At 52.2% G+C, this 24,317-nt stretch carries 24 protein-coding genes and 3 tRNA genes; all 27 read right to left on the bottom strand.

All coding sequences use genetic code 11. The features are described 5' to 3' along the window. Nucleotides 1–430: 430 nt before the first annotated feature. Nucleotides 431–1,411: a hypothetical protein gene (locus tag LDN12_RS06955; protein WP_223921951.1), complete on the bottom strand. Its 981-nt coding sequence runs from the start codon at nt 1,409–1,411 to the stop codon at nt 431–433. A gap of 210 nt (nt 1,412–1,621) precedes the next feature. Next, complete coding sequence (locus tag LDN12_RS06950) at nt 1,622–2,980, bottom strand: DUF3987 domain-containing protein (protein WP_223921950.1); 1,359 nt, start codon at nt 2,978–2,980, stop codon at nt 1,622–1,624. Continuing rightward, nucleotides 2,929–3,111, bottom strand: coding sequence for an AlpA family transcriptional regulator (locus tag LDN12_RS06945; protein WP_223921949.1), 183 nt, complete (start codon nt 3,109–3,111; stop codon nt 2,929–2,931). Before LDN12_RS06945 ends, LDN12_RS06950 begins: the two co-directional genes overlap by 52 nt. A 204-nt stretch (nt 3,112–3,315) precedes the next feature. Beyond that, on the bottom strand, nt 3,316–4,188 hold the full coding sequence (locus LDN12_RS06940) for a hypothetical protein (RefSeq protein ID WP_223921948.1): 873 nt from the start codon (nt 4,186–4,188) through the stop codon (nt 3,316–3,318). A gap of 42 nt (nt 4,189–4,230) precedes the next feature. Beyond that, nucleotides 4,231–5,436, bottom strand: coding sequence for an integrase arm-type DNA-binding domain-containing protein (locus LDN12_RS06935; RefSeq protein ID WP_223921947.1), 1,206 nt, complete (start codon nt 5,434–5,436; stop codon nt 4,231–4,233). A 178-nt stretch (nt 5,437–5,614) separates the two neighbouring features. Continuing rightward, a tRNA-Pro gene (locus LDN12_RS06930) sits at nt 5,615–5,691 on the bottom strand. A 5-nt stretch (nt 5,692–5,696) separates the two neighbouring features. Beyond that, complete coding sequence (locus tag LDN12_RS06925) at nt 5,697–6,050, bottom strand: MerR family transcriptional regulator (protein WP_223921946.1); 354 nt, start codon at nt 6,048–6,050, stop codon at nt 5,697–5,699. Nucleotides 6,051–6,062: 12 nt separating this feature from the next. Then, the gene (locus LDN12_RS06920) at nt 6,063–6,356 is read right to left on the bottom strand and encodes an integration host factor subunit alpha (RefSeq protein ID WP_223921945.1); all 294 of its coding nucleotides are present in this window, start codon (nt 6,354–6,356) and stop codon (nt 6,063–6,065) included. Nucleotides 6,357–6,441: 85 nt separating this feature from the next. Further along, nucleotides 6,442–8,847 carry a phenylalanine--tRNA ligase subunit beta gene (gene pheT, locus LDN12_RS06915; RefSeq protein ID WP_223921944.1) on the bottom strand — a complete coding sequence of 802 codons (2,406 nt, stop codon included), beginning with the start codon at nt 8,845–8,847 and terminating at the stop codon, nt 6,442–6,444. Between the two features lie 93 nt (nt 8,848–8,940). Continuing rightward, nucleotides 8,941–9,957: a phenylalanine--tRNA ligase subunit alpha gene (pheS, locus tag LDN12_RS06910; RefSeq protein WP_223921943.1), complete on the bottom strand. Its 1,017-nt coding sequence runs from the start codon at nt 9,955–9,957 to the stop codon at nt 8,941–8,943. Between the two features lie 211 nt (nt 9,958–10,168). Further along, nucleotides 10,169–10,522 carry a 50S ribosomal protein L20 gene (rplT, locus tag LDN12_RS06905; protein ID WP_223921942.1) on the bottom strand — a complete coding sequence of 118 codons (354 nt, stop codon included), beginning with the start codon at nt 10,520–10,522 and terminating at the stop codon, nt 10,169–10,171. Between the two features lie 3 nt (nt 10,523–10,525). Beyond that, complete coding sequence (locus LDN12_RS17870; protein ID WP_274382200.1) at nt 10,526–10,654, bottom strand: hypothetical protein; 129 nt, start codon at nt 10,652–10,654, stop codon at nt 10,526–10,528. Between the two features lie 67 nt (nt 10,655–10,721). Next, entirely contained in the window at nt 10,722–10,919 is a 198-nt protein-coding gene (gene rpmI, locus LDN12_RS06900; protein ID WP_223921941.1) for a 50S ribosomal protein L35, read from the bottom strand. Between the two features lie 47 nt (nt 10,920–10,966). After that, nucleotides 10,967–11,485 carry a translation initiation factor IF-3 gene (gene infC / locus LDN12_RS06895; protein WP_223924039.1) on the bottom strand — a complete coding sequence of 173 codons (519 nt, stop codon included), beginning with the start codon at nt 11,483–11,485 and terminating at the stop codon, nt 10,967–10,969. 16 nt (nt 11,486–11,501) lie between these two features. Next, nucleotides 11,502–13,412, bottom strand: a complete 1,911-nt coding sequence (gene thrS / locus LDN12_RS06890) for a threonine--tRNA ligase (RefSeq protein WP_223921940.1) — start codon at nt 13,410–13,412, stop codon at nt 11,502–11,504. Nucleotides 13,413–13,514: 102 nt separating this feature from the next. Continuing rightward, nucleotides 13,515–13,589, bottom strand: a tRNA-Val gene (locus LDN12_RS06885). A 49-nt stretch (nt 13,590–13,638) separates the two neighbouring features. Continuing rightward, nucleotides 13,639–15,111, bottom strand: coding sequence for a 23S rRNA (uracil(1939)-C(5))-methyltransferase RlmD (gene rlmD, locus LDN12_RS06880; protein WP_223921939.1), 1,473 nt, complete (start codon nt 15,109–15,111; stop codon nt 13,639–13,641). After that, nucleotides 15,108–15,710, bottom strand: a complete 603-nt coding sequence (locus LDN12_RS06875; RefSeq protein ID WP_223921938.1) for an XTP/dITP diphosphatase — start codon at nt 15,708–15,710, stop codon at nt 15,108–15,110. Before LDN12_RS06875 ends, rlmD begins: the two co-directional genes overlap by 4 nt. Next, nucleotides 15,707–16,423, bottom strand: a complete 717-nt coding sequence (rph, locus tag LDN12_RS06870) for a ribonuclease PH (protein WP_223924038.1) — start codon at nt 16,421–16,423, stop codon at nt 15,707–15,709. Before rph ends, LDN12_RS06875 begins: the two co-directional genes overlap by 4 nt. Nucleotides 16,424–16,831: 408 nt before the next feature. Next, entirely contained in the window at nt 16,832–17,389 is a 558-nt protein-coding gene (locus LDN12_RS06865) for a helix-hairpin-helix domain-containing protein (RefSeq protein ID WP_223921937.1), read from the bottom strand. Between the two features lie 31 nt (nt 17,390–17,420). Further along, nucleotides 17,421–18,995: a citramalate synthase gene (gene cimA / locus LDN12_RS06860; RefSeq protein WP_223921936.1), complete on the bottom strand. Its 1,575-nt coding sequence runs from the start codon at nt 18,993–18,995 to the stop codon at nt 17,421–17,423. A 192-nt stretch (nt 18,996–19,187) separates the two neighbouring features. After that, nucleotides 19,188–19,274 (bottom strand) — tRNA-Leu (locus LDN12_RS06855). 35 nt (nt 19,275–19,309) lie between these two features. Next, the gene (locus LDN12_RS06850; protein WP_223921935.1) at nt 19,310–19,588 is read right to left on the bottom strand and encodes an integration host factor subunit beta; all 279 of its coding nucleotides are present in this window, start codon (nt 19,586–19,588) and stop codon (nt 19,310–19,312) included. A gap of 33 nt (nt 19,589–19,621) precedes the next feature. Beyond that, the gene (locus LDN12_RS06845) at nt 19,622–21,355 is read right to left on the bottom strand and encodes a 30S ribosomal protein S1 (RefSeq protein ID WP_223921934.1); all 1,734 of its coding nucleotides are present in this window, start codon (nt 21,353–21,355) and stop codon (nt 19,622–19,624) included. A 99-nt stretch (nt 21,356–21,454) separates the two neighbouring features. After that, nucleotides 21,455–22,297, bottom strand: a complete 843-nt coding sequence (gene ispH / locus LDN12_RS06840) for a 4-hydroxy-3-methylbut-2-enyl diphosphate reductase (protein WP_223921933.1) — start codon at nt 22,295–22,297, stop codon at nt 21,455–21,457. Then, nucleotides 22,294–22,995: a (d)CMP kinase gene (gene cmk / locus LDN12_RS06835; protein ID WP_223921932.1), complete on the bottom strand. Its 702-nt coding sequence runs from the start codon at nt 22,993–22,995 to the stop codon at nt 22,294–22,296. The genes ispH and cmk overlap by 4 nt, the downstream gene beginning before the upstream one ends. 5 nt (nt 22,996–23,000) lie before the next feature. Then, complete coding sequence (aroA, locus tag LDN12_RS06830; RefSeq protein ID WP_374045038.1) at nt 23,001–24,311, bottom strand: 3-phosphoshikimate 1-carboxyvinyltransferase; 1,311 nt, start codon at nt 24,309–24,311, stop codon at nt 23,001–23,003. Nucleotides 24,312–24,317: the final 6 nt, after the last annotated feature.

Raw genomic sequence — 24,317 nt, 5'->3', positions numbered from 1 at the left:
GGGCGTATTTGGTTACTTTGTTTGTTGATAAATTTGCCCGCAACACGGCAAATGTTGCCCCTTTTTCAAGAATGCTGCACTATACACAGGAAAGGAGAATCACACCCAAAACTCGGTGTTAACCGGCCTGAGTACGGCTCAGAATGGCACAAAAGAACCATCAAACAGCCCATGTTTTCACGCAACTTGTTTTTATACATAACCAAAACAGTTAACCACATCTCAGTTACTACATTAACCAGAATAGCCTCACAACTGTCATATCAACGTTGACCTTAGTCTGAATTGATTACTTTAGTAAATGGCTATACGAGTTATTGTTAATTGATATTACACTATACCTGTAGTGTTATTGATAGTATATTGTTATATATATAATTTATTTATACTTATGATAAGCTTTTAGTCAAATAACAATATTTTGATAACACTACATATCATCCTTTACATCTAAATCAATGTATGTTTTCGTCTTTTTTAATCTGTATCCGCTTTTTTCTGCAAATATTTTGAATATATCCTCCAGTGCGTGTTCAACAGAGAGACGCTCTACCATGTTTTTGACCATGGTAGCTGTACGCCTAATCTTCTTGTCAAATGTGATCCTATTAGATGTTCCTCTTGTACTCCGTCTTCTTTCTACGATTTGCTTAAAGGTAATTTTCTTAGTGTCTGATCCAAGAAATTGCCTCCATGAATGCTGTCGAACATATTGATCAGGATCTCTAGTTTTTTTCGTCTTAGAGGTTATAAAGTCGATGCAACTAACCAAGAGCTTAAGGCTCCTATCGTTGAATTTACGTGGTTTCTTATCATCATATGAGTCAAGCAAGTACAGTATCTTATCTATGTTTTTGATCTTAATTTCAATTCGTACATGGCCAGTATCGCGGACATAAATTGTTCCATAGTTGGTAGTTGACGTTGCTTTTGCTAATCGGATTGCATCAAAGTCCTTTTCTTCACGCAGAATCTTCGGCCTGTTTCCAAAAAGGCTACCGGCACAATACTTTTTTCTATCTTCACACCAACAAATTATCTTATCTATCGACAAGTAGTTATCATCGTCAACATAAGCTACATCAAGCTGTTTTGGCGTCCATTGGTACTTGGCAAGCCATGCCAGAAGTTTTGACAATCGGAAGTCGGGTGAGTTATCAAAAAATGAGCCCTTAAGATTAACAATCGTCATGGAATCGGGTTTTCTATCTTTGAATTGGATGTACACACTCTCCTTAGCATCCTCATTCGGAAATTTGTAGCGTTTTTCTAGATACTTACCACCTTCATGTTCTTTGATGGTGGTAAAGGCATCAAATTTGAGCCCAAGATAACAGTCACAGAGAGTTATAATATCTTGTTTACCCATCCCATGGATGACCATATTAAGTCCGTGAATCTCGATAAACATGTCTGTTTCTCCTATATTTTGGTTGTATGCTAAATTATTTTTACTTGAAGATATCGCTCGCGATGACGGCAATGTGGGGGTGACTCTCAAGCGTCACCTGACAAGGCGGCAAAGTCTGATTCTACTCAATCAATTCGTAAATTCGTAGATTCGTACACATGTGGACAACACCACTATCATGCCGTGTGCTGCCTCTCGCTAGCGTCAGGACTACGAAATTAGGTGCACGATGGTTATTTTGTGGCCATCCTTCTTGACCACTTCAATTCGCAGAATTCCTCGCTCAGCCATCCCATCGAGAACACGCTTGATCTCCATTGCCTCGACATTCTTTTTGAAAACATCACGGCTGATCTCAGTTTTTGTCATTCGGTGTTCAGGGGCATTACGCAATGCCTGGAGAATCTTCTCGTGATGGACACCTGCTGCATCTTCGCTGAAGAGAGTCATGGCTGTTTGCTGAGCATAGGTAACGAGTGCCAGTGCTGCTTTCAGTTCAGATACAGAGATATTTTTTTTGTTCATTGCAAGGGCATAGATCAGTGCCAAGCGTATGGTATGGGTTTCGGTACGGCTAGTAATCGCTCCAAAAGCGCCTGGATGTTCGCCAGAAAGGCTACGGTAAACTTCCTGCCAGTAGTCCTTTGCCTCTTTGGTAAGCCGTACCACCCTCAATTTCCTTGCCTCTTTGACGCACTTGGCAATGATTCGCCGATATTTCTCCATCTCTTCCTTGGGAATCGGTTTGGGCAACGCTACCAGCTTCTGTCGTTGAGCATGAATCCAGAGGAAGCGATTGGCGAACCCGTTAAACATCTGGACTTGGCTCATAAGTCTTAACTCCGCCCTAGTGATATGCCCAAGAATCACCACATGGGCCTTTGTCGCCTTTATCCGGCTGGTCTTTGTCATTGGTTCGGCATTGCCATCGTCATAGAACCCCCTGATAATCGCCGAAAGGGTACTACCATCTCGGCGAGTACTGGAAAGTGCTGGTTGAAACTCCTCTTCGTGAAAGAAAAGCCGCTTGTCTGTGACACCGGGATCAATGATAATTTCTTCACCAGTCTTTTTATCAATACCGAACGTCGCGTCCCTGACCGCATAGATAAGCCCTTCACCTGTTGAAAGCGGGCCTGGCGAATATCGAGCTGCCCCTTCAAGTCCTGTAAACAGCTTCATGACCGGCTTGGAAGAAGTCCCTTTCCGTGCCCTGGAACTGTCACCCACAATAACCCCAAAAGTTCGCGCCCACTGCTTTGCATCTCCGATCAAGACGTATGGTCCCTCGCATTCTGCGGCAAAACGCAAAAGTAACGTAATCAGGACAGCTGCCGGATGTGCTTCGGAATCCCGGCAAGCCAGGGCAACAAAATTGCCAATCCAACCGGGCAGAGCTTCTGATGACAATTCAATACATTGAGTTCCTGAATTACTCACGCTGCAGGAGATTGAATGATTATGTGTCGTTTGGGTTGTCACAGTAGTGTCTCCTTTCTGTTGGCTCTGAGAATTTTTCATTTCGACTCCTCCCCATTTACGAGCTTCATAATTGAGGACAATTTCCATGCCGTAGTTCGTGGCCCCAGATGTACTGGTGCAGGATAGCGGCCTGATCGAACCCCCTCCCACCAGCTAGATTTTCCAACTGGGATGTAATGAAGAACTTCTTTCAAACGAACTAAACGGTCTGCATCCATATATCTTTCCTCCCGAGTTCAGATAGCTAACCTTACCATGACACCACCACAAACCGTCAAGCTAACTTATTGTTATAATTCGTTATTTTAAACATTCAGCTGTCATTTTTTCTTACAGCTGAATGTGTGATATATTTTTAACAAAAAGGGGCGACAAAAATGTCGCCCCTTGCAAAGGAATAAATCTATATGTGTGAAAGACTTCTATTTGCCAGTTAAGGCCACTTCCACGCCTCTACAGGTAATACTTGAATATGGCTTTTGGTTTTCATCTTTAGGAGAAATAAAGTTCACAATATTTGCTGTTAATCCTCTGCAATGAGCTTTGCCTTTTTGTGCAGCGGATTTTGCATGTCTTTGCAACAGACCATATATAATACAACACAAAACATGAGTAAGTATTTTAGTTGGCTTTCTTGATTCCATTCCAGACATTATCAATTTAGCCTTGTTCACTGCTATTTTTGTGTCGTACTCTGGCATATTACCTAATACCATTATAGTTATAGCAAATTGTGCTCTTGATATTTCAATTTTAAGTGTATTTGTTAACACTCTATTATCGTATATTATGTTAGAAACATACCTTGATAACGTATCATTTAGATCATTTGCCTTCACATAGTCCTTAAACATGTTTATTTCTTTCTCTAACTCCATATTCAGGGAGTAAGGTTCAGGGAAGCACAAGGGGTATTTTTTGTCTAAATCAGTATATTTTTGATTTTCTATTAGTATTAATGGCTCAAATAAACCTTTTGTTTTATATAGTTGAACAAATAATATGTTTGAATCTGGTCTGCTTGATAAATAACTGAAAAATTCTTTGCCTTTTGAGAAGTATTTTATTGCAGTTGAAACATCATCTTCAGACACATTTGGACTATCGATAAAAGCCTTTTCCCAAGCCATTGCATAAAACATTGGGTTAGGTTTAACATATATGATATTACGTAATATATTCGATAAGTTGGTGTCTATATTTTTGTTCTTATGCTTGTAACCATATTTTTTCTCTAATGGCGTTAACTGCCGAGATAGTTGTAAAATTGCTCTTTTATATTCTTTATCACTCATATCATACCATGTAAATATTGTTTATTGAACAATAACAGATAGTTATAACATTGATTTTAGGGAATCGAGATAATCTGCCCACGCCTGCATCATCTTCTTACGTTCAACAAGATGAGCCGTTCGGTTATAGGCCCTTCCGTTGGGGTCTTTGACAGCATGAGCTAGCTGGTGTTCTATATAATCGGGGCGAACATGCAAAACTTCATCAAGTATCGTTCGGGCTAAGGCTCTGAAACCATGACCGCTCATTTCGTCCTTCTCAAATCCCATACGCCTGAGTGCTGAAAGTATCGCATTATCACTCATGGGGCGAAGTGGTGATCGAGGGGACGGGAAAAGATACTCGGAATGCCCTGTCAGCGGATAAAGTTCTTTCAGGATTGCTATCGCCTGGGAGGCCAAGGGAACAATATGAGGAATCTTCATCTTCATCTTGTCACCGGGAATCCTCCATTCAGCTACATCAAAATCAATTTCTGACCATTCCGCTTTACGGAGCTCACCAGGACGGACAAAAAGGAGTGGGGCAAGCTTCAATGCGCATTTGACTGGAAATGTTCCCTGATAGTCATCAATTGCCCTTAGAAGCGGTGCAACATCATTCGGATCAGTAAGTGCTGCGCGATGCCCTTTTTTGTATGGTGGCAATGCCCCGATCAAATCCGAAGCACAATCTCTTTCAGCCCTTCCTGTGGCGACAGCATACCTCAACACCTGGCTACACGCCGAACGGGTCCTGTGAGCCGTTTCCAGAGCGCCACGACCTTCAATTCTACGTAGTACCGTAAGCAGTTCCGGGGCCTTCAAATCATTTACGGCAATCTTCCCTATCCACGGGAAGACATCACGCTCGAAATTCGCCAGCATCTTGTCACGGTAACTGTCAGACTTGTTCAAAAGAAATTTGCCATGCCACTCACGGGCAACTACCTCGAAGCTATTCTCATCGTTTGCTTCAATCGACGATTTTTTAGCCTTCTTCACTTCCCCAGGATCAATTCCATTGGCAACCTGCTTTCGTGCATCCTCACGCCGCTGGCGGGCATCAGCAAGAGAAATCTCGGGGTAGGCCCCAAGTGCAAGTAACTTTTCCTTACCGAGAAGGCTATATTTCAATCTCCAGAGCTTTCCGCCGGTGGGAGTAATCAGTAGATAGAGTCCTCCACCGTCAAAAAGAGTGACCTGTTTCGCTTGCGGTTTCGCATTACGAACCTGCAACTCCGAAAGTGGCGCAATCCTTTTAGGCATGCGATTTCCCCCTTTTTCGGTATACGGGTTTCGGTATCGGTATATTTACACCTTCAGTATATACCGAAAGTCTTTGGATTTGAGTATACTTGGATGGATGATTTTGGACAACAGGAAAAGAAAAAGCCCCGGATTTCCGAGGCTTTTGTACTTGTCCGGACTGTGCCGGACTTTGAAATGGTCGGTGCGACTGGATTCGAACCAGCGACCACTAGACCCCCAGTCTAGTGCGCTACCAGGCTGCGCTACGCACCGATATGCTACATCTGCTTCCGCAAGAGCAAAAGCTCATCCCTGATGTCCCGTAACAGCAAGAGATGCTTCTCCGTGGGGGCTGCCGGGGGTTGTTCATCTTCAGAGATGACCTTACCCTTGGGGGTTATCCGTTTTTTTACACCTTCAATGGTAAATTTCTCGTCGTAGAGCAACCGACGTACCAGAAGGATTAAATCTACTTCCCGCTTGGAATATAGCCGTTGCCCTGTTGTACTCTTTTCCGGCTTTAGAAACGTGAACTCAGTCTCCCAGAAGCGAAGAACCGATGTCCTGACGCCCACCATTTGAGCAACCTCGCCGATCTTGTAGTACAGTTTGTCGGGGAAGGTGGTGCCCATGGTGATATACGCTTATTTGCCCTCTTTCGTTGCAGAGTTGATAGCGTTTTTGAGAACCTGACTCGGCTTGAAGGTAAGGATGCGCCGAGCGTTGATGGTTATGGTCTCGCCTGTCTGGGGATTACGCCCCCTCCGGTCAGCTTTCCGCTTGACAACGAAATTGCCGAAACCTGCTATCTTGATCTTTTCGCCATCCTCCAAAGTACTCTTCAGGATACTGAAAACGGTTTCGACCATTTCAGCGGATTCCTTTTTCGAGAAGCCAATCTTCTGGTGAATTCTTTCTACGATGTCGGCTTTGGTCATAACAACCTCAATCTGCTCAAGTTCTACAGCGTGTTAACAAAGGGCAATTTTTATAACATAGGGGACCGCATTACGCAACAGGTTTTTATCTTATTGATACTTTTACCTTATTCACAAGGGTGTCGACAATCTTTCCGTGCAGTTTTCCGATCTCGTCATCCGTGAGGGTACGTTCATATGAGCGGTACCGGATACGGATGGCGACGCTTTTGCACCCCTCCGGGATTCCATTGCCGAGATACAGATCAAAAATATCAATTTTTTCAACCTCTTTGGCCTTGACACCATGGATGCACTCGATGATTTTTTCCACCGGCAGTTCCACAGGGGCCAACATGGCGATGTCCCGGGTGCTGTCGGGAAAACGGGATGGAGCCGAGATGGTCCGCTTCTGACGTGTAAGGATCAGCACCTTTTCAAAATCGAGTTCAAAACAATAGACAGGCTTGTCCAAGCCAAAATTTTCCTGAACCGTAGGGTGCAACTCCCCGACTGAACCGATCCGCTCCCTGCCTGCCATAATACTGCAAGATTTGCCGGGATGATAGAACGGGTCAGGTGTATCGGCCACCCATTTCACATTGCCGACACCCAACAGGTCGAGCAGGTTTTCCATGATCCCTTTGGCATCATAAAAATCAACCGGCTCATTGGTGCGGCTCCACCCCAGTCCGTCGCGGGAGCCGGTCAGGGCTCCCACCACATACAGCGGTTCACGCGGCATATCATCCCCCTGGCTGGGTAGATACACACGGCGCATCTCAAAGAGTTTCAGATCGAGAGAGCGGAAGCTGACATTGCGGGCGACCGTTTCAAGAACCCCGGGCAAGAGGGTGGTCCTCATGACCGACTGCTCGTCCACCAGTGGATTAGCCAGACGGATCGTGCTGCGGCGTGGATCATCCGCGGCGAGTAGCAGCTTATCGGCAGCCCCCGGTGCAGTGAAGCTGAAGTTGATAATCTCGTTCATGCCGTGTTCGACAAGGGCATCCCTGACGCTTTTCTCCATCTGCTGGTGTCGTGTCGGACGATCCGACACCACCTGCGCCCTTGGCAGAGTCGCGGGAATCCGGTCGAATCCGTTCATGCGGGCGATCTCCTCGACCAGGTCGACCTCGCGTTCGATGTCGATCCGGTAGCTGGGCGGCGTTACCGTCAGTGCCCCTGTGGAGAGTTTCCCAACCGCGCATTCGAGCCGTTCAAGGATGGCAATGATCTCTTCGTGAGGCAACTCTATCCCGATCAAGGCGTTAGCTCGTTCCGGACGAAACGGAATTGCTGCCGGCTCACGTTTGCCGGGATAGACATCCAGGCACCCCTTGGCCACACGTCCACCAGCCAACTCTCCGATCAATGCCGCTGCACGGTCAAGCGCACGCGTCACGCCACCGATATCCACACCTCGCTCGAAACGGTGTGAGGATTCGGTGTGCAGGCCAAGCCTCTTGCTGGTCTTACGGATGGCTGACGGAAGAAACCAGGCGCTTTCCAAAAGGATATTCGTGGTGGTATCCGCAATTTCTGAGTTTTCGCCACCCATGATGCCGGCCAGGGCAACCGGACGCTCGGCGTCACAGATGACCAAGTCATCCCCAGAGAGGATACGCTGCTGACTGTCAAGGGTCGTGAACAGTTCTCCGTCGCCGGCACGGCGCACAACAATCCGCTGTCGGGCGAGGCGGTCGCAATCAAAGGCATGCAGGGGCTGTCCCAGTTCCATCATCACCAGGTTGGTGACGTCCACAACGTTATTGATCGACCGTACGCCAATGGCATTAAGCCGTTTCACCAGCCATTCCGGGGATGGCGCTATGCGGCAACCACCCAGGTAGCGCGCGGCATAGCGGGGGCAGTATTCGGCGTCTTCGATCGTCACACTGATGCTCTTATCCACGGGTTCAACCGCCTCGTTAAGGGCGATCTCGGGACAACGGACCTTTTTGCCCAGCTTGGCGGCGATTTCGCGGGCAACGCCCACGACGCTGAGGCAATCGGCGCGGTTGGGGGTCAGACCGATCTCAAACAGGGTGTCCTTCAGACCCAGGGCGGCAAAAACCGGTGTACCGAGTGTGAGGCCCGCATTCAGAACCATGATACCGGCGCTTTCCGCGGCCAGACCCAACTCCTTTTCTGAACAGAGCATGCCGCAGGACTCTTCGCCACGGATCTTGGAGCGCTTGATTTTAAAATCGCCGGGGAGCGTTGCCCCGATCTTGGCCAAAGCGACCGTATCGCCCTGCTTGAAGTTCTGGGCGCCGCATACCACGTCCAGAACCTCGGTGCCGTTGTTCACCCGGCACAAGGAGAGCTTGTCCGCGTTGGGGTGCTGTCGTTTTTCCTCGACCACGGCCACCACCACATCATCCATCCCCTCGCCAAGCTTCTCCATCCTCTCCACCTCGAGCCCGAGCATGGTGAGCAGGTCGGCCAATTGGTCGGGTGTGAGGTCAAAATCAACGAATTCCTTGAGCCAGTTATAGGTAACGTTCATATCAGGACACCATAAATTGTTCGGATTCAATAGCTATTCGGCACGATAGACAGATGCATACACGCTCGACAGCAGGACGCAGGAAGAACTATGTCAAAACTGCCGCAAAAATCGCACGTCGTTTTCAAAAAGCAGGCGCATATCGTTGATACCATATTTCAACATGGCGATGCGTTCGATCCCCATTCCGAAGGCAAAACCGGACACCTCTTCAGCATCGTAATTGACGTGACGATAGACTTCGGGATCAACCATGCCGGCACCCAGTATTTCAAGCCAGCCGCTGTTCTTGCAGACCCGGCATCCTTTGCCGCCGCAGATAACACAGGCGATATCTACCTCGGCAGAGGGCTCGGTAAATGGGAAAAAGCTGGGGCGTAAACGAACGCCGGTCTTTTGCCCGAATAATTGGTTGGTAAAGATGGTCAAAATACCTTTCAGGTCGCCGAAGGTAATGCCCTTGTCCACCATCAGTCCCTCTATCTGGTGAAACATGGGGGAATGGGTGGCATCGGAATCGCAGCGGTAGACCGTACCGGGAGCAATGATGCGCACCGGAGGCTTCTGCTTCAGCATCGTCCGAATTTGGACAGGCGACGTGTGGGTGCGGAGCAGCAGGTTATTTTCGACGAAAAAGGTGTCCTGCATGTCCCGGGCTGGATGCTCTGGGGGAAAGTTGAGCGCCTCGAAGTTGTACCAGTCGTGCTCAATCTCCGGGCCCTCTGCAACCGAAAAGCCCAAGCCGGCAAAGATATCGCTGATTTCTTCGACCACGAGACTGATGGGGTGTTTGGTGCCGCTAACCGGGCGACGGCCGGGCAAGGTGATGTCGATCCGCTCGGATTGCAGCCGCTGCGTCTTGACCGCCTCGCGGGCCGTTTTCAGGGCATCCTCAAGGCTGGCCTCGACCTCTTCCTTGACTTCATTGACCAACTGCCCGACTATCGGCCGTTCCTCGGGGCTGAGTGCACCGAGCCCTTTCATAAGGGCGGTCAGTTCCCCTTTACGACCCAGGAACTTGATCCTGACCTCCTGAAGGGTTTCCTCACCGGAGGCGGCTGCTATGGCCTGTATGGCCTCTTTCCTTAATTGTTCAAGTTGTTCCCGCATGTAGTGACCCCGTAGTCAGCGAATTGCAAAATTTCTTGATGTCCTCGTGAATCCCGTGAAGAGGGAAAAACTCACGGGCGTTCGCAGCACGGACATGCGCAAAATACAAAACTGGGCAGAAGAGAAACCTTGCCGATTCACGAACATTACAAAAAAAGGAATGGGACTCTTTCATCCCATTCCCTCAGTTTTGAAATCAAAACCGGTGTGCTTAGATACCAGCCTTGGCCAGGGTAGCAATCTGGCTGAATCCGGTCGGATCGGATACGGCAATGTCCGCAAGAACCTTACGATCGATCTGCACGTTGGCTTTTTTGAGACCGAAGATAAATTTGCTGTACGACAGCCCGTTGAGACGGGAAGCCGCATTGATGCGGGTGATCCACAGACTGCGGAAATCACGCTTTTTGACGCGACGGTCGCGGAATGCGTAATTTAGGGCACGGTCAACAGCCTCGGTCGCACTGCGGAACAATTTGCTCCGTGCGCCCCGGTAACCCTTGGCAAGTTTTAACACCTTGTTGCGTCTGCGTCTCGCTTTGAATCCTCTTTTTACGCGTGGCATGTTCTACTCCTTCATGATGAATTTCGCCCGATCCATAAGGGGAGACAGGTCCTCATGGTTCTTGGCATTATGCCGTTTCGCCTGTTTGCAGGGGGTTGGTGCCTTCAGGTTGGCGTCAAGGTACGTTCGCACCCCGACACCTCGTTCCCGCACGCCAACCGGGTCATGCAAATCGGTGAAAACCGGTTATGGAAGTGCCCTATTTGTAGGGGATCAACTTGGCGATATTTTTCTGGTCCACATCGGCCACCATAGAGCTCTGACGCAGGTTCCGCTTGTTCTTGCGGGTCTTGGGGGTCAGAATATGGCTGGTAAAGGCTTGGCTGCGCTTGATGCGGCCCGTTCCCGTTTTTTTAAAGCGCTTGGCGGCTCCGCGGTTCGTTTTGATCTTCGGCATGGACTCTTCTCCTTATGTATAAATGGTAAAACGTAATTAAAAATCCGTTATTTTTTCACCTTCGGTGCAACAATCATAAACATATTACGGCCATCGACACGCGGCTGCGATTCGATCACGGCAACATCCTGCAACTCGGAGGCAAAGCGCTCGATTACAGCTCGCCCGATATCCATGTGGGTAATTTCCCTCCCCCGGAATACCAGCGTTACTTTTGCCTTGTTCCCCTCTTCGAGAAAACGCCTGACGTGCTTGATCTTGAACATGAGATCATGTTCATCTGTTTTAGGCCGCAGCTTGATCTCTTTGACCTCGACATGAACCTGTTTTTTCTTGGCTTCCTGCAGCTTCTTGCTCTGCTGGTACTTGAACTTACCGTAGTCCATGATCCGGCAGACAGGCGGAACCGCAGTCGGAGAGACTTCCACCAGGTCGAGTTGCTGTTGTTCGGCGAGTTCAAGCGCTTTGGAAGTAGGAATGACGCCGAGCGCCTCACCATCGGCGCCGATGACGCGAATCTCTGTGGCGCGGATGGTATTATTGATGTTCACGGTCGGTTTTGCTATGACTGCACCTCCTGAATTACTTGAAGTTCCTGCATTCCAAGGCAATGAATTCGACAAAATCGGCTGGCTTCATGGGCGGCAGGTTCTTACCGTCGCGATAGCGTGGCGTTACGACCCCCTGCTCCACTTCCTTGTCACCTATGACCAGCATGTAGGGGACCTTCTGCAACTGGGCCTCACGAATCTTGAAGCTCAGCTTTTCATTGCGAAAATCCGACTGAATCCTGACACCGGCCTCCCTGAGAAGAGCATGAACCTCTTGGGCGAACGGTATCTGATTATCGGTAACGGTCAGCACGATGGCCTGAACCGGCGCGAGCCACAATGGGAAACTGCCGGCAAAGTGCTCTATCAGAACGCCGATAAAGCGTTCAATGGAACCGAGGATTACCCGATGAACCATGACGGGCCGCTTTTTTTCCCCATCCGGCCCGATGTAGTGAAGGTCAAAACGCTCCGGAAGGGTAAAATCGCACTGAATAGTAGCACACTGCCACCGTCTGTCAAGACAATCGCGCAATTTGATGTCTATCTTGGGGCCGTAGAAAGCGCCGTCCCCCTCGTTGATCTCATAAGGGCGACCGGTATCCTTGAGAGCCGACAGAAGCGCGTTGGTGGCCAAGTCCCAAGCCGCATCGTCACCAATGGATTTTTCCGGGCGGGTTGATAGCTCCATCTCGTAATCAAATCCGAAGATGGTCATGACATCGCTGACAAAGGAAAGAACACCCTTGATCTCGGCATCCAACTGCTCGGGAGTACAGAGTATGTGGGCATCGTCCTGAGTAAAACAGCGCACCCGCAACAGACCGTGCAGAACGCCGGCCCGCTCGTGACGGTGCACCGTCCCCAACTCGAAAAAGCGCAACGGCAGGTCGCGATAGCTGCGAAGCTGTGATTTATAGATCATCATGTGGGCAAGGCAGTTCATCGGCTTAATGCCGAACCCCTGCTCATCCACCTCGGTGAAGTACATGTTCTCGCGGTAATTCTCGTAGTGGCCGGAACGTTGCCACAACTCGGTCTTGAGGATCTGTGGGCCCACTACGATATCATAGCCACGCTTGAGGTGCTCCTTACGTTCGAAGTCCTCCAGGATCGTGCGCAGCATGGCCCCCTTGGGGTGCCAGATAGCGAAACCGGCGCCGACTTCGTCAGAAAAGGAAAAAAGATCCAACTCCCGGCCCAGTTTGCGGTGGTCGCGACGCTTGGCCTCTTCAAGGCGATTCAGATAGGCCTCAAGCTCCTTCTTGTCCACAAAGGCAGTACCGTAGATGCGCTGCAACATGCGGTTCTTCTCGTCACCGCGCCAATAGGCGCCAGCGATGGAAAGCAACTTGAAGGCCTTGATACGGGAGGTGCTCGGCACATGGGGACCGCGGCAGAGGTCGGCAAACCCACCTTGGCTATAGACCGATACAGTCTCAACACTGAGGTCGTTGATCAACTCGGTCTTGTAGGGCTCACCCATTCCTTCGAACATACGGATGGCCTCATCGCTGGTCAGCACCTGACGCTCAACCTTCAGATCGGCGGCGGCGAACTCGGCCATCTTGGCCTCAATCCGCTCCAGGTCTTCAGGGGTAAAGGGCCGTTCCACGTCGAAGTCATAATAAAAACCGGTCTCTATGGCCGGACCGATGGTTACCTTGGCTTGGGGAAACAGCTCCTTCACCGCCTGGGCCATCAGATGAGAGGCCGAATGCCGGATAATATCCAGGGCTTCGGGACTTTTTTCGGTTATGATCTCCACCCGCGCGCCATCGCTTAGTGGTGCGGAGAGGTCAACCAACTCGCCATCGACCTTGCCGGCCAAGGCGGCTTTTGCCAGTCCGGCTCCTATGGAGGCTGCCAGATCGAAAACGCTCGCACCTACGGGAAGCTCCCTTACGGAACCGTCAGGAAGTGTGATATTGATACTTGCCATACCAATCTCCTGTGTACTACCGACCTTGAGGCATCCAAACAGAAAAGGCATCGAAACATCGATGCCCACGCTTGCCGCTTTGCTTAAGCACTGCTTCTGCTATGGTAGGCGCGGGCGGTCTCGAACCGCCGACCTCTACCGTGTCAAGGTAGCGCTCTCCCCCTGAGCTACGCGCCTATACAAGAAAGCTGAAAAGTAATAGCAACATACCGCGAGCTTGTCAAGTCTATTTATCGGTTTTTTCAAGCAGGGCCACGTTTTCCACATGTACCGTTTGTGGAAACATGTCAACCGGCTGTATTTCCCGGCAACTATACCCACGGGTTTTCAGTACAGACAAGTCACGCGCCAGGCTCTGGGGAGAGCATGAAACGTAGATAATCCTGGCCGGGGCAAGGCCTGTGACCATCCCAAGCACTTCCGGCGCGCATCCCTTACGGGGTGGGTTAAGTACCGCAACGTCGATCCGCTGCCCCTCTTCTGCCAGCTCTTCCAGCAGTTCCGCCGCATCTCCCGCTTCGAAGCGGCAGTTTCTACGGGCATTGAGCTTTGCGTTCCGCTGTGCATCAGCCACAGCCTCCTCCACAACCTCAATGCCGATCACCTGTGTCGCCTGGTCGGCCAGGAACAACGCGATACCGCCGATACCGCAGTAGAGGTCGAGTACTCTTTCACCCCCACTCAAGCAAGCCCACTGTTTCACCTGTTCATAAATCAGACGGGCACCCGAATTATTGACCTGAAAAAACGACCGGGGAGAAACCTGGAAGGCAACGTCGCCGATCCGCTCCGTCAGATAGTGCTGCGGCGTCAGGAAGAAATCCTTCTGCCCCAGAATGACATTCCCCTCAGAGGCATTGACGTTCTGGGCCATGACCTCGATTTCGGGTATCATCTCCTGGACAAAGCGCCCCAGGTGGTGAATCTCGTTATAGGAACGCTTGGCCGACACAAAGACCACCATGGCCTTGCGCTCATGCACGGAAACCCGCACAACAAGATAGCGCAACAGCCCCATCTTGCTTTGAGGATTGTACACCGGCACCTTCAACTTGACGATCCCCAGCCGCACAGCCTCAACAACCCGATTGATAAGCGGATGATGGAGCGGACACTGATCCAGATCATAGACATCGTGGCTGGCGCGACGGTAGATGCCGATAAACGGGTCGGAGTGCTTGCCGGCTATGGTCAGCTTTGCCGTAGTACGATAGTGGATCAGGTTTTCCGGGGAAAGCAACGGGTGAACGGTAATACCGGCCAACTCGCCGTACTTGGCCAGTTCCGCCAGAATCATGCCCCGTTTCCAGACTTTCTGTTCAGTGTACTTCATGGCAATCAGAGGGCAACCAAGGCAATCGGCACTTTCGGTGCAAGGTGGGCGCTTGCTGCGTAACGACGAGGGCTTCAGCAATTTGAGCAGATGACCGTAGACTGTGCCGCGGGAGATTTGATCTACCTTAGTCAAAACAGTATCGCCCGGCAAGGCGCCGCCGATCCTGAGCGTCATCCCCTCATCGGTGCGTGCCGTACCGTAACCGTCCTCGTCCAGAGCAGTTATGGCGAGTTCCATCACCGCGTTGCGCTTGATAAGGGGAACCCAGCGGGATTCTCCGGCACCGACAGCTTTCCGGGGGGCACCGGGCCCACCAACCCGGGGACGTTTTCCGCCGCGCTTTACCTCACGTTCATCCTTCACGATCTCTCACACCCTTTTTGCAGATATTCGCAGAACAGGCGGAAGGCCTGGCCGCGATGACTGATACGATTCTTTTCATCGACACTGAGTTCCGCCATGGTTCGGTCATAACCGTCAACCAGGAATAGCGGATCATAGCCAAAGCCGCCCTCTCCGCGCGCGGAAGCGAGGATGCTCCCCGCCACCGTGCCGGTGAAGATCTGCTCAACGCCTTCAGGTGTCACAAAAGCCAATGTGCAGACAAAGGCCGCCTTTTTCACTTCACATTGCACTCCCGCCAGTTCGCTGAGCAGCTTGGCATTGTTCGCGGCATCCCCTGCCCCTTCGCCGGCAAAACGGGCCGAATAGACGCCGGGGCGCCCTTCAAGTGCATCCACCACCAGCCCGGAATCGTCGGCTAGGGCCGGTAGTCCGCAGAAATTTACGGCCTCACGCGCCTTCTTGAGGGCATTTTCTTCGAAAGTTGCACCATCCTCCACCGTCTCCGGAAATCCCGTAAAATCCCCGGCGCAACGGACTGATGCGACCAATCCGGTCAGCATGGCCTGGATCTCCAGCAATTTTCCCCGGTTGCGTGTAGCGACAACAAGCTCTTTCATCCCCGCAAGGCCTCCTGCTGGAATGCGAAAAGCTGCCGGATGCCGCCCATGGCCTGATCCCGCATGGCATCCATCTGCTCGACGGTGAACGGTTCGGCCTCGGCGGTGCCCTGAACCTCTACAAAGCGGCCGCTGGAAGTCATGACAAAGTTCATGTCCACCTCGGCAGTGGAGTCCTCATGATAATTAAGGTCCAGAAGAGGTTCACCGTCAATGATGCCGACACTGACTGCGGCTACGGCCTCTTTAAGCGGGATATCCGCAAACACACCCTTGTCGCGGAGTCCGGCCAAGGCGTCGACCAGAGCTACATAGGCTCCGGTGATGGAGGCGGTCCGCGTGCCGCCGTCGGCCTGGATTACATCGCAATCGATAGATATGGACCGCTCACCCAAGCGCGTCAGATCGGTAACGGCACGCAACGAACGCCCGATCAGGCGCTGGATTTCGAGCGTCCGGCCGGTCTGCTTTCCCTTGGCCGCTTCGCGCGGCGAACGCGTGTGGGTGGCACGGGGCAGCATTGCGTACTCGGCGGTTACCCACCCGGTTCCTTTGCCTCTCAAAAACGGCGGAACGGACTCCTCCACCGAGGCGGTGCAAATGACCCGCGTATCGCCGAATTCGATCAGCACGGACCCCTCGGCATGCTTGGTGAACCTGCGCGTGATGGTGATGGGACGCAGATCACAACTTCCCCGGCCGTCATTTCGTATCATTGTCTTACTCCTTCCGGTAAAAACTGGAAGGTGTTCAATATCCTTTCGATGCTCCCGTGTCAAACAAAAAGGGAACCTGAAACAGGTTCCCTTGCTTGTTCAAACACCAAATTCAGCGTCTATCAGCCGAGGTGCGTATCGTTGCAGCGCGTCCGATTGGCGAGGATAGTGGAGTCCAACATCTCACCACAGCATGTGCATTTCCATGCATCGAACGAGCGGACGAAGTCATAAAATTTCTCGGCGAACATACGACCCTTGCAGCGTGGACATTGCATAGCATTCCTCCTTTGAGCAAGATTTCAGTAATCGATACCCAGGAGTGTTTACATCATGCATGCCAATTCCAGCAACGCGGCATAACGACAAGGGAAAGCTTAAACTAAATTGTATTATTTCAGATAGTTAAAATAATTTTTTAATTATTTCATACTTCTTTGGACCGATCCCTTTGACATCAAGCAACTCATCCAGGACCATCAAACCGCCATTTTTTTGACGATACTCGACAATTCGCCGTGCGACCACCGGGCCGATGCCGGGGAGTCGATCGAAATCGGATACCACCATTGTGTTGATATTAAGGGGAATTCCCATAATTATTCTTTCGGACGCCCCGATCGAACCGATGGTTATATCACCGCGCCCGCTCGCCTCAATCGAGAGGCGGATATCATCGCCATTTTTGAGCTGTTTGGTCTCAACTGCTTTTGGAATAAGGTTTTTCAGAACATGGGACGGGACCGCCATTTTAATGACGCCAGCCGTCACCATATTGGCGGACAATGGATACATGCCGGGATGGAGCACATCTCCCTCGATACGCACAAATCCCGCGGGAGACTGTGAGACGGAAAGACCCGTCAAAGCGGCACTCTGCGCACTTTGGCGGGTCTTCATAACAGCTGGGATCGAAACAGCTACAGCGATAAATAGAAGGATTACGCGGTCATAACGAACCATGCCCTGCCTCCACGCCGTATCGACGGAGACGTTACTCTTGCTCTTCCGTCTTGTGAAGCTTGTAGTCAATGCTGTCGATAAGCGCCTGGTATGAAGCGTCGATGATATTGTCGGATACGCCGACGGTTCCCCAGCGCGTGTGCTTGTCGCCCGACTCTATCAGTACGCGGGTAGATGAGGCTGTGCCCTGCCCCGCCGGCAGAACCCGGACTTTATAGTCCAGAAGCTTAACTTCTTTAAGTTTCGGATAGAACTTCTCCAGAGCCTTGCGAATAGCGTTATCCAAGGCATTGACCGGACCGTTTCCTTCCGCGGCGGTATGTTCGACCTTGCCGCCCACCCTAACCATGATGGTCGCCTCTGCAAGCGGCTTCTGGTCTTCGCCCCGTTTTTCGTCAATAACGCGGAATCCGAGTACGCTGAAAAACTTGCGGTGAGCCCCAAGCGCCTTCTTCATTAACAACTCAAAGGATGCTTCTGCTCCCTCGAACTGATACCCGCGATTTTCCATCTCCTTGATATTGTCAAGAATTTCCAGCGTGACCGGATCTTTGCTGTCAAGATTAATGTTAAACTCCTCGGCTTTGGCCAGGATGTTCGACCGACCGGAGAGGTCCGAAACAAGGACGCGGGTACAGTTGCCAACCAATTCAGGCCGCATGTGCTCGTAGGTTTCCGGGTGCCGCTGGATGGCGCTGACATGCACACCCCCCTTGTGGGCAAAGGCGGAATTACCCACATAGGCCTGGTGTTTGTTGGGGGATATGTTGGCCAGTTCGTAGACATACCGGGAAACATCCCGCAAATGGCGCATCTGCTCGTCGCTGATGCACTCTTTGCCCATTTTCACCTTGAGGGCGGGGATGATGGAGCAGAGATTGGCGTTGCCGCACCGCTCGCCAAACCCGTTGATGGTCCCCTGGACCTGTACAATCCCCAATTCCACGGCGTGCAGGGAGTTGGCAACGGCGCACTCGGAATCGTTATGGGCATGAATGCCGAGCGGTGTCTTGATCTGTTTCTTGACCGCCTTGATGATCTCGGCCACCTCAAACGGCATACTCCCGCCATTGGTATCGCACAGGATGATGCAGTCCGCTTTGGCTTCTTCAGCCGCCTTGAGGGTTTTAATGGCATATTCGGGATTGGCCTTGTAGCCGTCGAAAAAATGTTCCGCATCGTAAAAGACTTCCGATGTGTGCTTTTTCAGGTACTCCAAGGAATCGTAGATCAACTCCAGGTTTTCCTCCAGGGAGATGCGCAGCGCCTCGCGGACATGGAAGTCCCAGGTTTTGCCGAAGATGGTGATGGCATCTGCCTCGGCCTTGATCAGGGTGACAATATTGTTGTCCTTATCCGGTGTCACCTTGGCCCGACGGGTAGAACCGAAGGCGGCAATCTTGGCTTGCCGGAGCTTTTCCTTTTTGATGTCCTTAAAGAAAGCCACGTCCTTAGGATTGCTTCCGGGCCATCCCCCCTCGATATACTGGACCCCGAGTTCGTCCAGCTTATGGGCGATGCGGACCTTGTCTTCCACCAATAACGAGATGTCTTCCGCCTGGGTGCCATCACGCAGGGTTGTGTCGTACAATTTTACAAGACTCATGTTACCTCCCCCAAGCATTATCCAAAAAAGATCGTGCGCTATCTAGAATGAAGATCAAATTAGTTTGTATACTTTTTCGGAACAATTTTCAACATGCTCATGATATGAGTCGCCGCACTTGGAATTACACGAGATACATACACAAAAGGGCCTCACAGGTACAACCTGCAAAGCCCTTTTAACGTTTTATGCTGGTGCCCGGAGCCGGGATCGAACCGGCACGACCCGAGAGTCGAGAGATTTTAAGTCTCTTGCGTCTACCAGTTCCGCCATCCGGGCGGCGCTCCAGCCATCGAAAGAACGGCTTAGCCTGCTCAGCAGTTGACCCGTTCCTTCAACTCCTTGCCGGTCTTGAAAAACGGTGTTTTCTTCGCCGGGATGCGGACGACTTCCCCACTCTTGGGATTGCGGGCCTCACGACCCGAACGCTCACGTATCGTGAAGCTGCCAAAACCGCGGATTTCCACCTTGTCACCGGTCTTCAGAGCCTCTTCAATGGAGTCGAAAACCGTGTTAACCAAGGCTTCGGACACCTTCATATTCAACATCCCGTGTGTCTGGACGACTTTTTCAATCAGTTCACTTTTGGTCATCACATCACCTCCTGCTTCTGGTAACTTGCATTGTCATTGATTGTTCTTGTTGTTGATTTCCTGCTGCAAGAGCTCACCGAGATTTGAGGTGGCCTCTCCCTGAGAACTCAGATACTGGGCAAACTCCTCCTTTTCGGCGGCGGCATGCATCGCCTTGATAGAGAGGGATATGCGACGCTCACGGGAATCACAGTTCAGCACGACCGCCTCAAGATTGTCACCGACAGCAGCAAACTCCTTGGCGGAGGGCACCTTTTCACGGGAAAGCTCGGACACGTGGATCAGACCTTCAATCCCTTCTTCAAGCTCGACAAATACACCGAAATCGGTCAGAGAGGTCACCTTGCCGGTGACCTTGGTACCGGCCCGGTACTTGTCGGGAGCAAGGCTCCAGGGATCCGGCTCAAGCTGCTTGATGCCGAGGGACAGACGCTCGTTGTCCACGTCTACCTTGAGTACCACCGCCTGGACGAGTTGCGCTTTTTCGTACACATCGCCGGGATGTTTCACCCGTTTGGTCCACGAAATGTCGGACACGTGGACCAGTCCGTCGATCCCGTCTTCTATGCCGATGAACATGCCGAAATCGGTCATATTCTTGATCTGCCCTTCAATCTTGGTACCAACCGGGTACTTCTCGGCAATCGTTTTCCAGGGGTTTTCCGACACCTGCTTGAGGCCCAGGGATATCTTGCGGTTGTCCATGTCAATGCCCAGCACCACGGCTTCAACCTCGTCTCCGACCGAGAGTACATCGGCGGCACGACGAACGCGTTTGGTCCAGGACATCTCGGAGACATGGATCAACCCTTCAACACCCGGCTCCAATTCCACAAAAGCGCCGTACTCCATAAGACTGACAACGCGGCCCCTGATGCGGCTTTCCAGGGGATACCGAGACGGCACCTCCAGCCACGGATCGGAAAGGGTCTGCTTGATGCCGAGGGAAATCTTGCCCTTGGTACGATCGAACTTGAGCACCTTGGCGGTCACCTGCTGCCCCGGCTTGAGGATATCGGACGGTTTGCCCACCCGCCCCCAGGAGAGGTCGGAAACGTGCAGCAGTCCATCCACGCCGCCCAGATCAACGAACGCCCCGTAATCGGTAACATTCTTGACAATACCTTCCACGATCTGTCCTTCTTCGAGCTTGGCGAGGGTTACGTCGCGAATGGAAGCGCGCTCCTCTTCCAGGATGGCGCGACGGGAGAGTACAATATTGTCGCGTTTCTGGTTAAGCTTGATGATCTTGAACTTGGCCTTCAAACCGATATAGCTGTCGGCGTCGGACGACGGCCTGATATCCACCTGCGAAGTGGGGAGAAAGGCGGGGACACCGATATCCACCGTGTAACCACCATTGACCCGAGCCGTGATGGTCCCTTCGATGATGCCGCCTTCCTGACCGGAACCGCCGATCTTTTCCCAAGCGGCCAGATAGTCGGCCTTTCTTTTCGAGAGGATATACCCTTTTTTCCCGTCTTCACGGGTCATGAGCACCCGGATGCGGTCACCGACCTGAACCGTGATCTCGCCATTGGCATCACGAAACTCGTTGGCCGCTACAAAACCTTCCGACTTAAGGCCGATATCCACAAGCACGGTATCCTGATCAATACGAACCACCGTACCTTCTATGATTTTGTCCCGTTCGGGCCTTTCCTTGAGACTCTCGTTGTAGAGCGCGGCAAATTCATTGCTTTGCTGTTCAGTCTCGTCGTCTTGCTCACCGGTGTCGGAAGTGTCGAGCCGTTTGAAATCAACCATTAAAACTTACCCCCCTGGACGTTTTCTATCTTTCTGTTTTCACTTTGAGTATATGCGGTATTTGTAAGCATTGTAATATAGCAATGAGTTCAAAAAAATTCAATTGGTTTTATTAAGCTCTTCAATCCGGCTCATCACCTCGTCGATGATCCATTTGGGGGTCGAGGCCCCGGCCGTGACACCTACCCGCTCAACCCCTTCGAACCAGGCAGGTATGATCTCGGCAGCCGTTTCTATATGATGGGTGCGCGGCTGGATCTCGGCACACACCTCGGCCAACCGGCGTGTGTTGGCGCTGTTAAATCCCCCAACCACCAACATGCAGTCAACCTGGCACGCCAACTCCTTGGCTTCCTCCTGCCGCACCGCCGTGGCGTCGCAGATCGTATTGAAAACCCGGATTTCGCCGCCGCGCAACAGACATTCAGACACGACATTTTTGAGGTTTTCAAACGATTGGGTTGTTTGGGCGACAACGCCGATCTTGTTCATCTTGGGGAGCTTGGCGACCTCTTCGCCGGAACCGACGACAAACACCTTGTCACCACCATAGGAGACAATCCCCTGCACCTCGGGATGATCGGCATCACCGACCACCACGACGCCATAACCTGTTTCGGAAAGCCGCTTGACGTGTTCCTGGGCCTTCTTGACAAAGGGACAGGTGGCGTCGACAATCTCCAACTGCTTTTGCACCGCCTCTTCGATCTCGTGGGAAGCAACCCCGTGAGAACGGATGATGATGGTGCCGCAATCCATGGTGTCCAGATTTTTGAGCACCTTGACCCCCATCTCCTCCAGCTTGTTGACGACCTGGGGAGAGTGGATGATCGGTCCGAGGGTATAGGTTTTTTTATCTATGCCCGCCGCCTCAAAAGCCATTTGGGTGGCCCGTTTGACACCGAAGCAGAAACCAGCGCGTTTTGCGAGAAGCACTTTCATATCGTCGTTCCGGCCTGATGAATTTTTTTCCTGACTATGTCTTCCATTTTGTTCAATACCTCATCGATGCTGCTCCGGGAGGAATCAACAGGGATGGCGTCCTCGGCCTGCCGGAGCGGAGCGAGATCGCGCTGGGAGTCCTGATGATCCCTCCGGGAAACCGCTTCAATGGTTTCCTCAAGAGTTACCTGTTCCCCGTTGCCGACCAGTTCCGCGAAACGGCGCTTTCCGCGTTCCTCGGGAGAGGCGAAGAGGAAAAATTTAAGTTCGGCGTCGGGAAAGACGGCCGTGCCAATATCACGCCCCTCCAGTACCACGCCGCCATCCCGCCCCATCCGGCGCTGAAGCATCATCATCGATTCACGCACCGGTTTGAGGGCCGAGATGCGTGAGGTCATCAGGGACATTTCCGGCGTGCGGATCAGTTCGGTCACATCCTGCCCGTTGGCGAATACCCGCTGTGAGCCATTAGAACAGTCGAGGCGGATATTAGCGCTGTCGCACAGTTGTTCCACGGCGTCAACGTCGGAAGGATCAATCCCCGCCTGGCTGACAAGAAAGGCGACCGCCCGGTACATGGCACCGGTGTCGATCTGGAGGTAGCCGAGCCTGTTGGCCAGCAAACGGGCGATGGTACTCTTACCGGCGCCGGAAGGGCCGTCGATGGCGATGATCAGACCATTGGGGCGTCCGTTCACGGCCTTCACCTTTCCGCAACCCGTTCCAGCAACTGAAAAAAGGAGGGAAACGACGTTGCCACACAATCCACATCGCGGACGGTGATCCCCCCCTGCGATACCAGGGCCGCAACCGACAGGGACATGGCGATGCGATGATCGCCAAAGCTCTCCGCAACGCCGCCGCCGAGACACTCCGCCCCGAGGATGTCCATGCCGTCGGCGCATTCCTCAACCACTACCCCGAGCGTGCGCAGATTTGTTGCCATGGCTGCGATCCGGTCGGTCTCCTTGACCCGTAGTTCGCGGGCATCCCTGACCGTGGTTCGCCCCTCCGCACAGGCTGCCGCTACGCAAATGGCCGGGAATTCGTCGATGGCCCGCGGCACAACGGAGCCAGCGATATCGATGGCCTTCAGATGCGACGAACGGATCAGGATATCCGCCACCGGCTCACCTGAAACCTCACGTTCGTGGAGCAGTTCGATAAGCCCCCCCATGGATCGGAGTATGTCGATGATGCCCGTACGGGTCGGGTTGACGCCTACGTTGCGAATGAGCAGTTCGGATCCCGGCGTGATCAGGGCGGCGACTATGAAGAAGGCCGCCGAGGAAATATCGCCCGGCACGCTGATTTCCTGACCCGTGAGCTCTGTGCCGCCGCGCACCGTGACCCCGCTCTTGAATACCTCCAGCGATGCGCCGAACAACCGGAACATGCGCTCCGAATGGTCGCGGGAAAGGGTTGGCTCGCGGACGGAGGTTTCGCCGTCGGCATACAGGCCGGCCAGCATGATGGCGGATTTTACCTGGGCGCTGGAAACCGGGGATTCATAGCCGATGGCGTTCAGGGCGCCGCCGCTGATGGCAAGCGGTGCCAAGGTTCCCTTGTCCCGCCCCATGATGCGGGCTCCCATGCGGGCAAGCGGTTCCACCACCCGCTTCATGGGGCGCTTACGCAGGTACTGGTCTCCGGTCACCACCGAGAAGAAGGATTGGCCAGCCAAAAGTCCGGTCAGAAGTCGGATACTGGTGCCGGAATTGCCGCAATCTATAATGTCCGTCGGTTCCTGGAGGCCGTGAAGCCCTTGGCCGTGTATGGTTACGGTTTCGCCGTCGTCTTCGATCCGCACTCCCATTGCGCGAAAGGCCCCCATGGTGGCCATATTGTCTTCACCGCGCAGGAATCCCCTGACGGTGGTGACGCCATTGGCGATGGCACCCAACATGACGGACCGGTGGGAGATGGACTTGTCGCCGGGGACAGTCACCTCCCCTTTGACGGACGTTGCAGGTTGTATGGTGATGGATTTCACGCGAGACTCCGTTGGTGACATATGTGA

Origin of the sequence: Geobacter sp. AOG2, assembly GCF_019972295.1 — a bacterium.
Taxonomy (GTDB): domain Bacteria; phylum Desulfobacterota; class Desulfuromonadia; order Geobacterales; family Pseudopelobacteraceae; genus Oryzomonas.
Note: the sequence above shows the minus strand (reverse complement) of the source record. Positions and strands in the feature narration are given on the sequence as shown.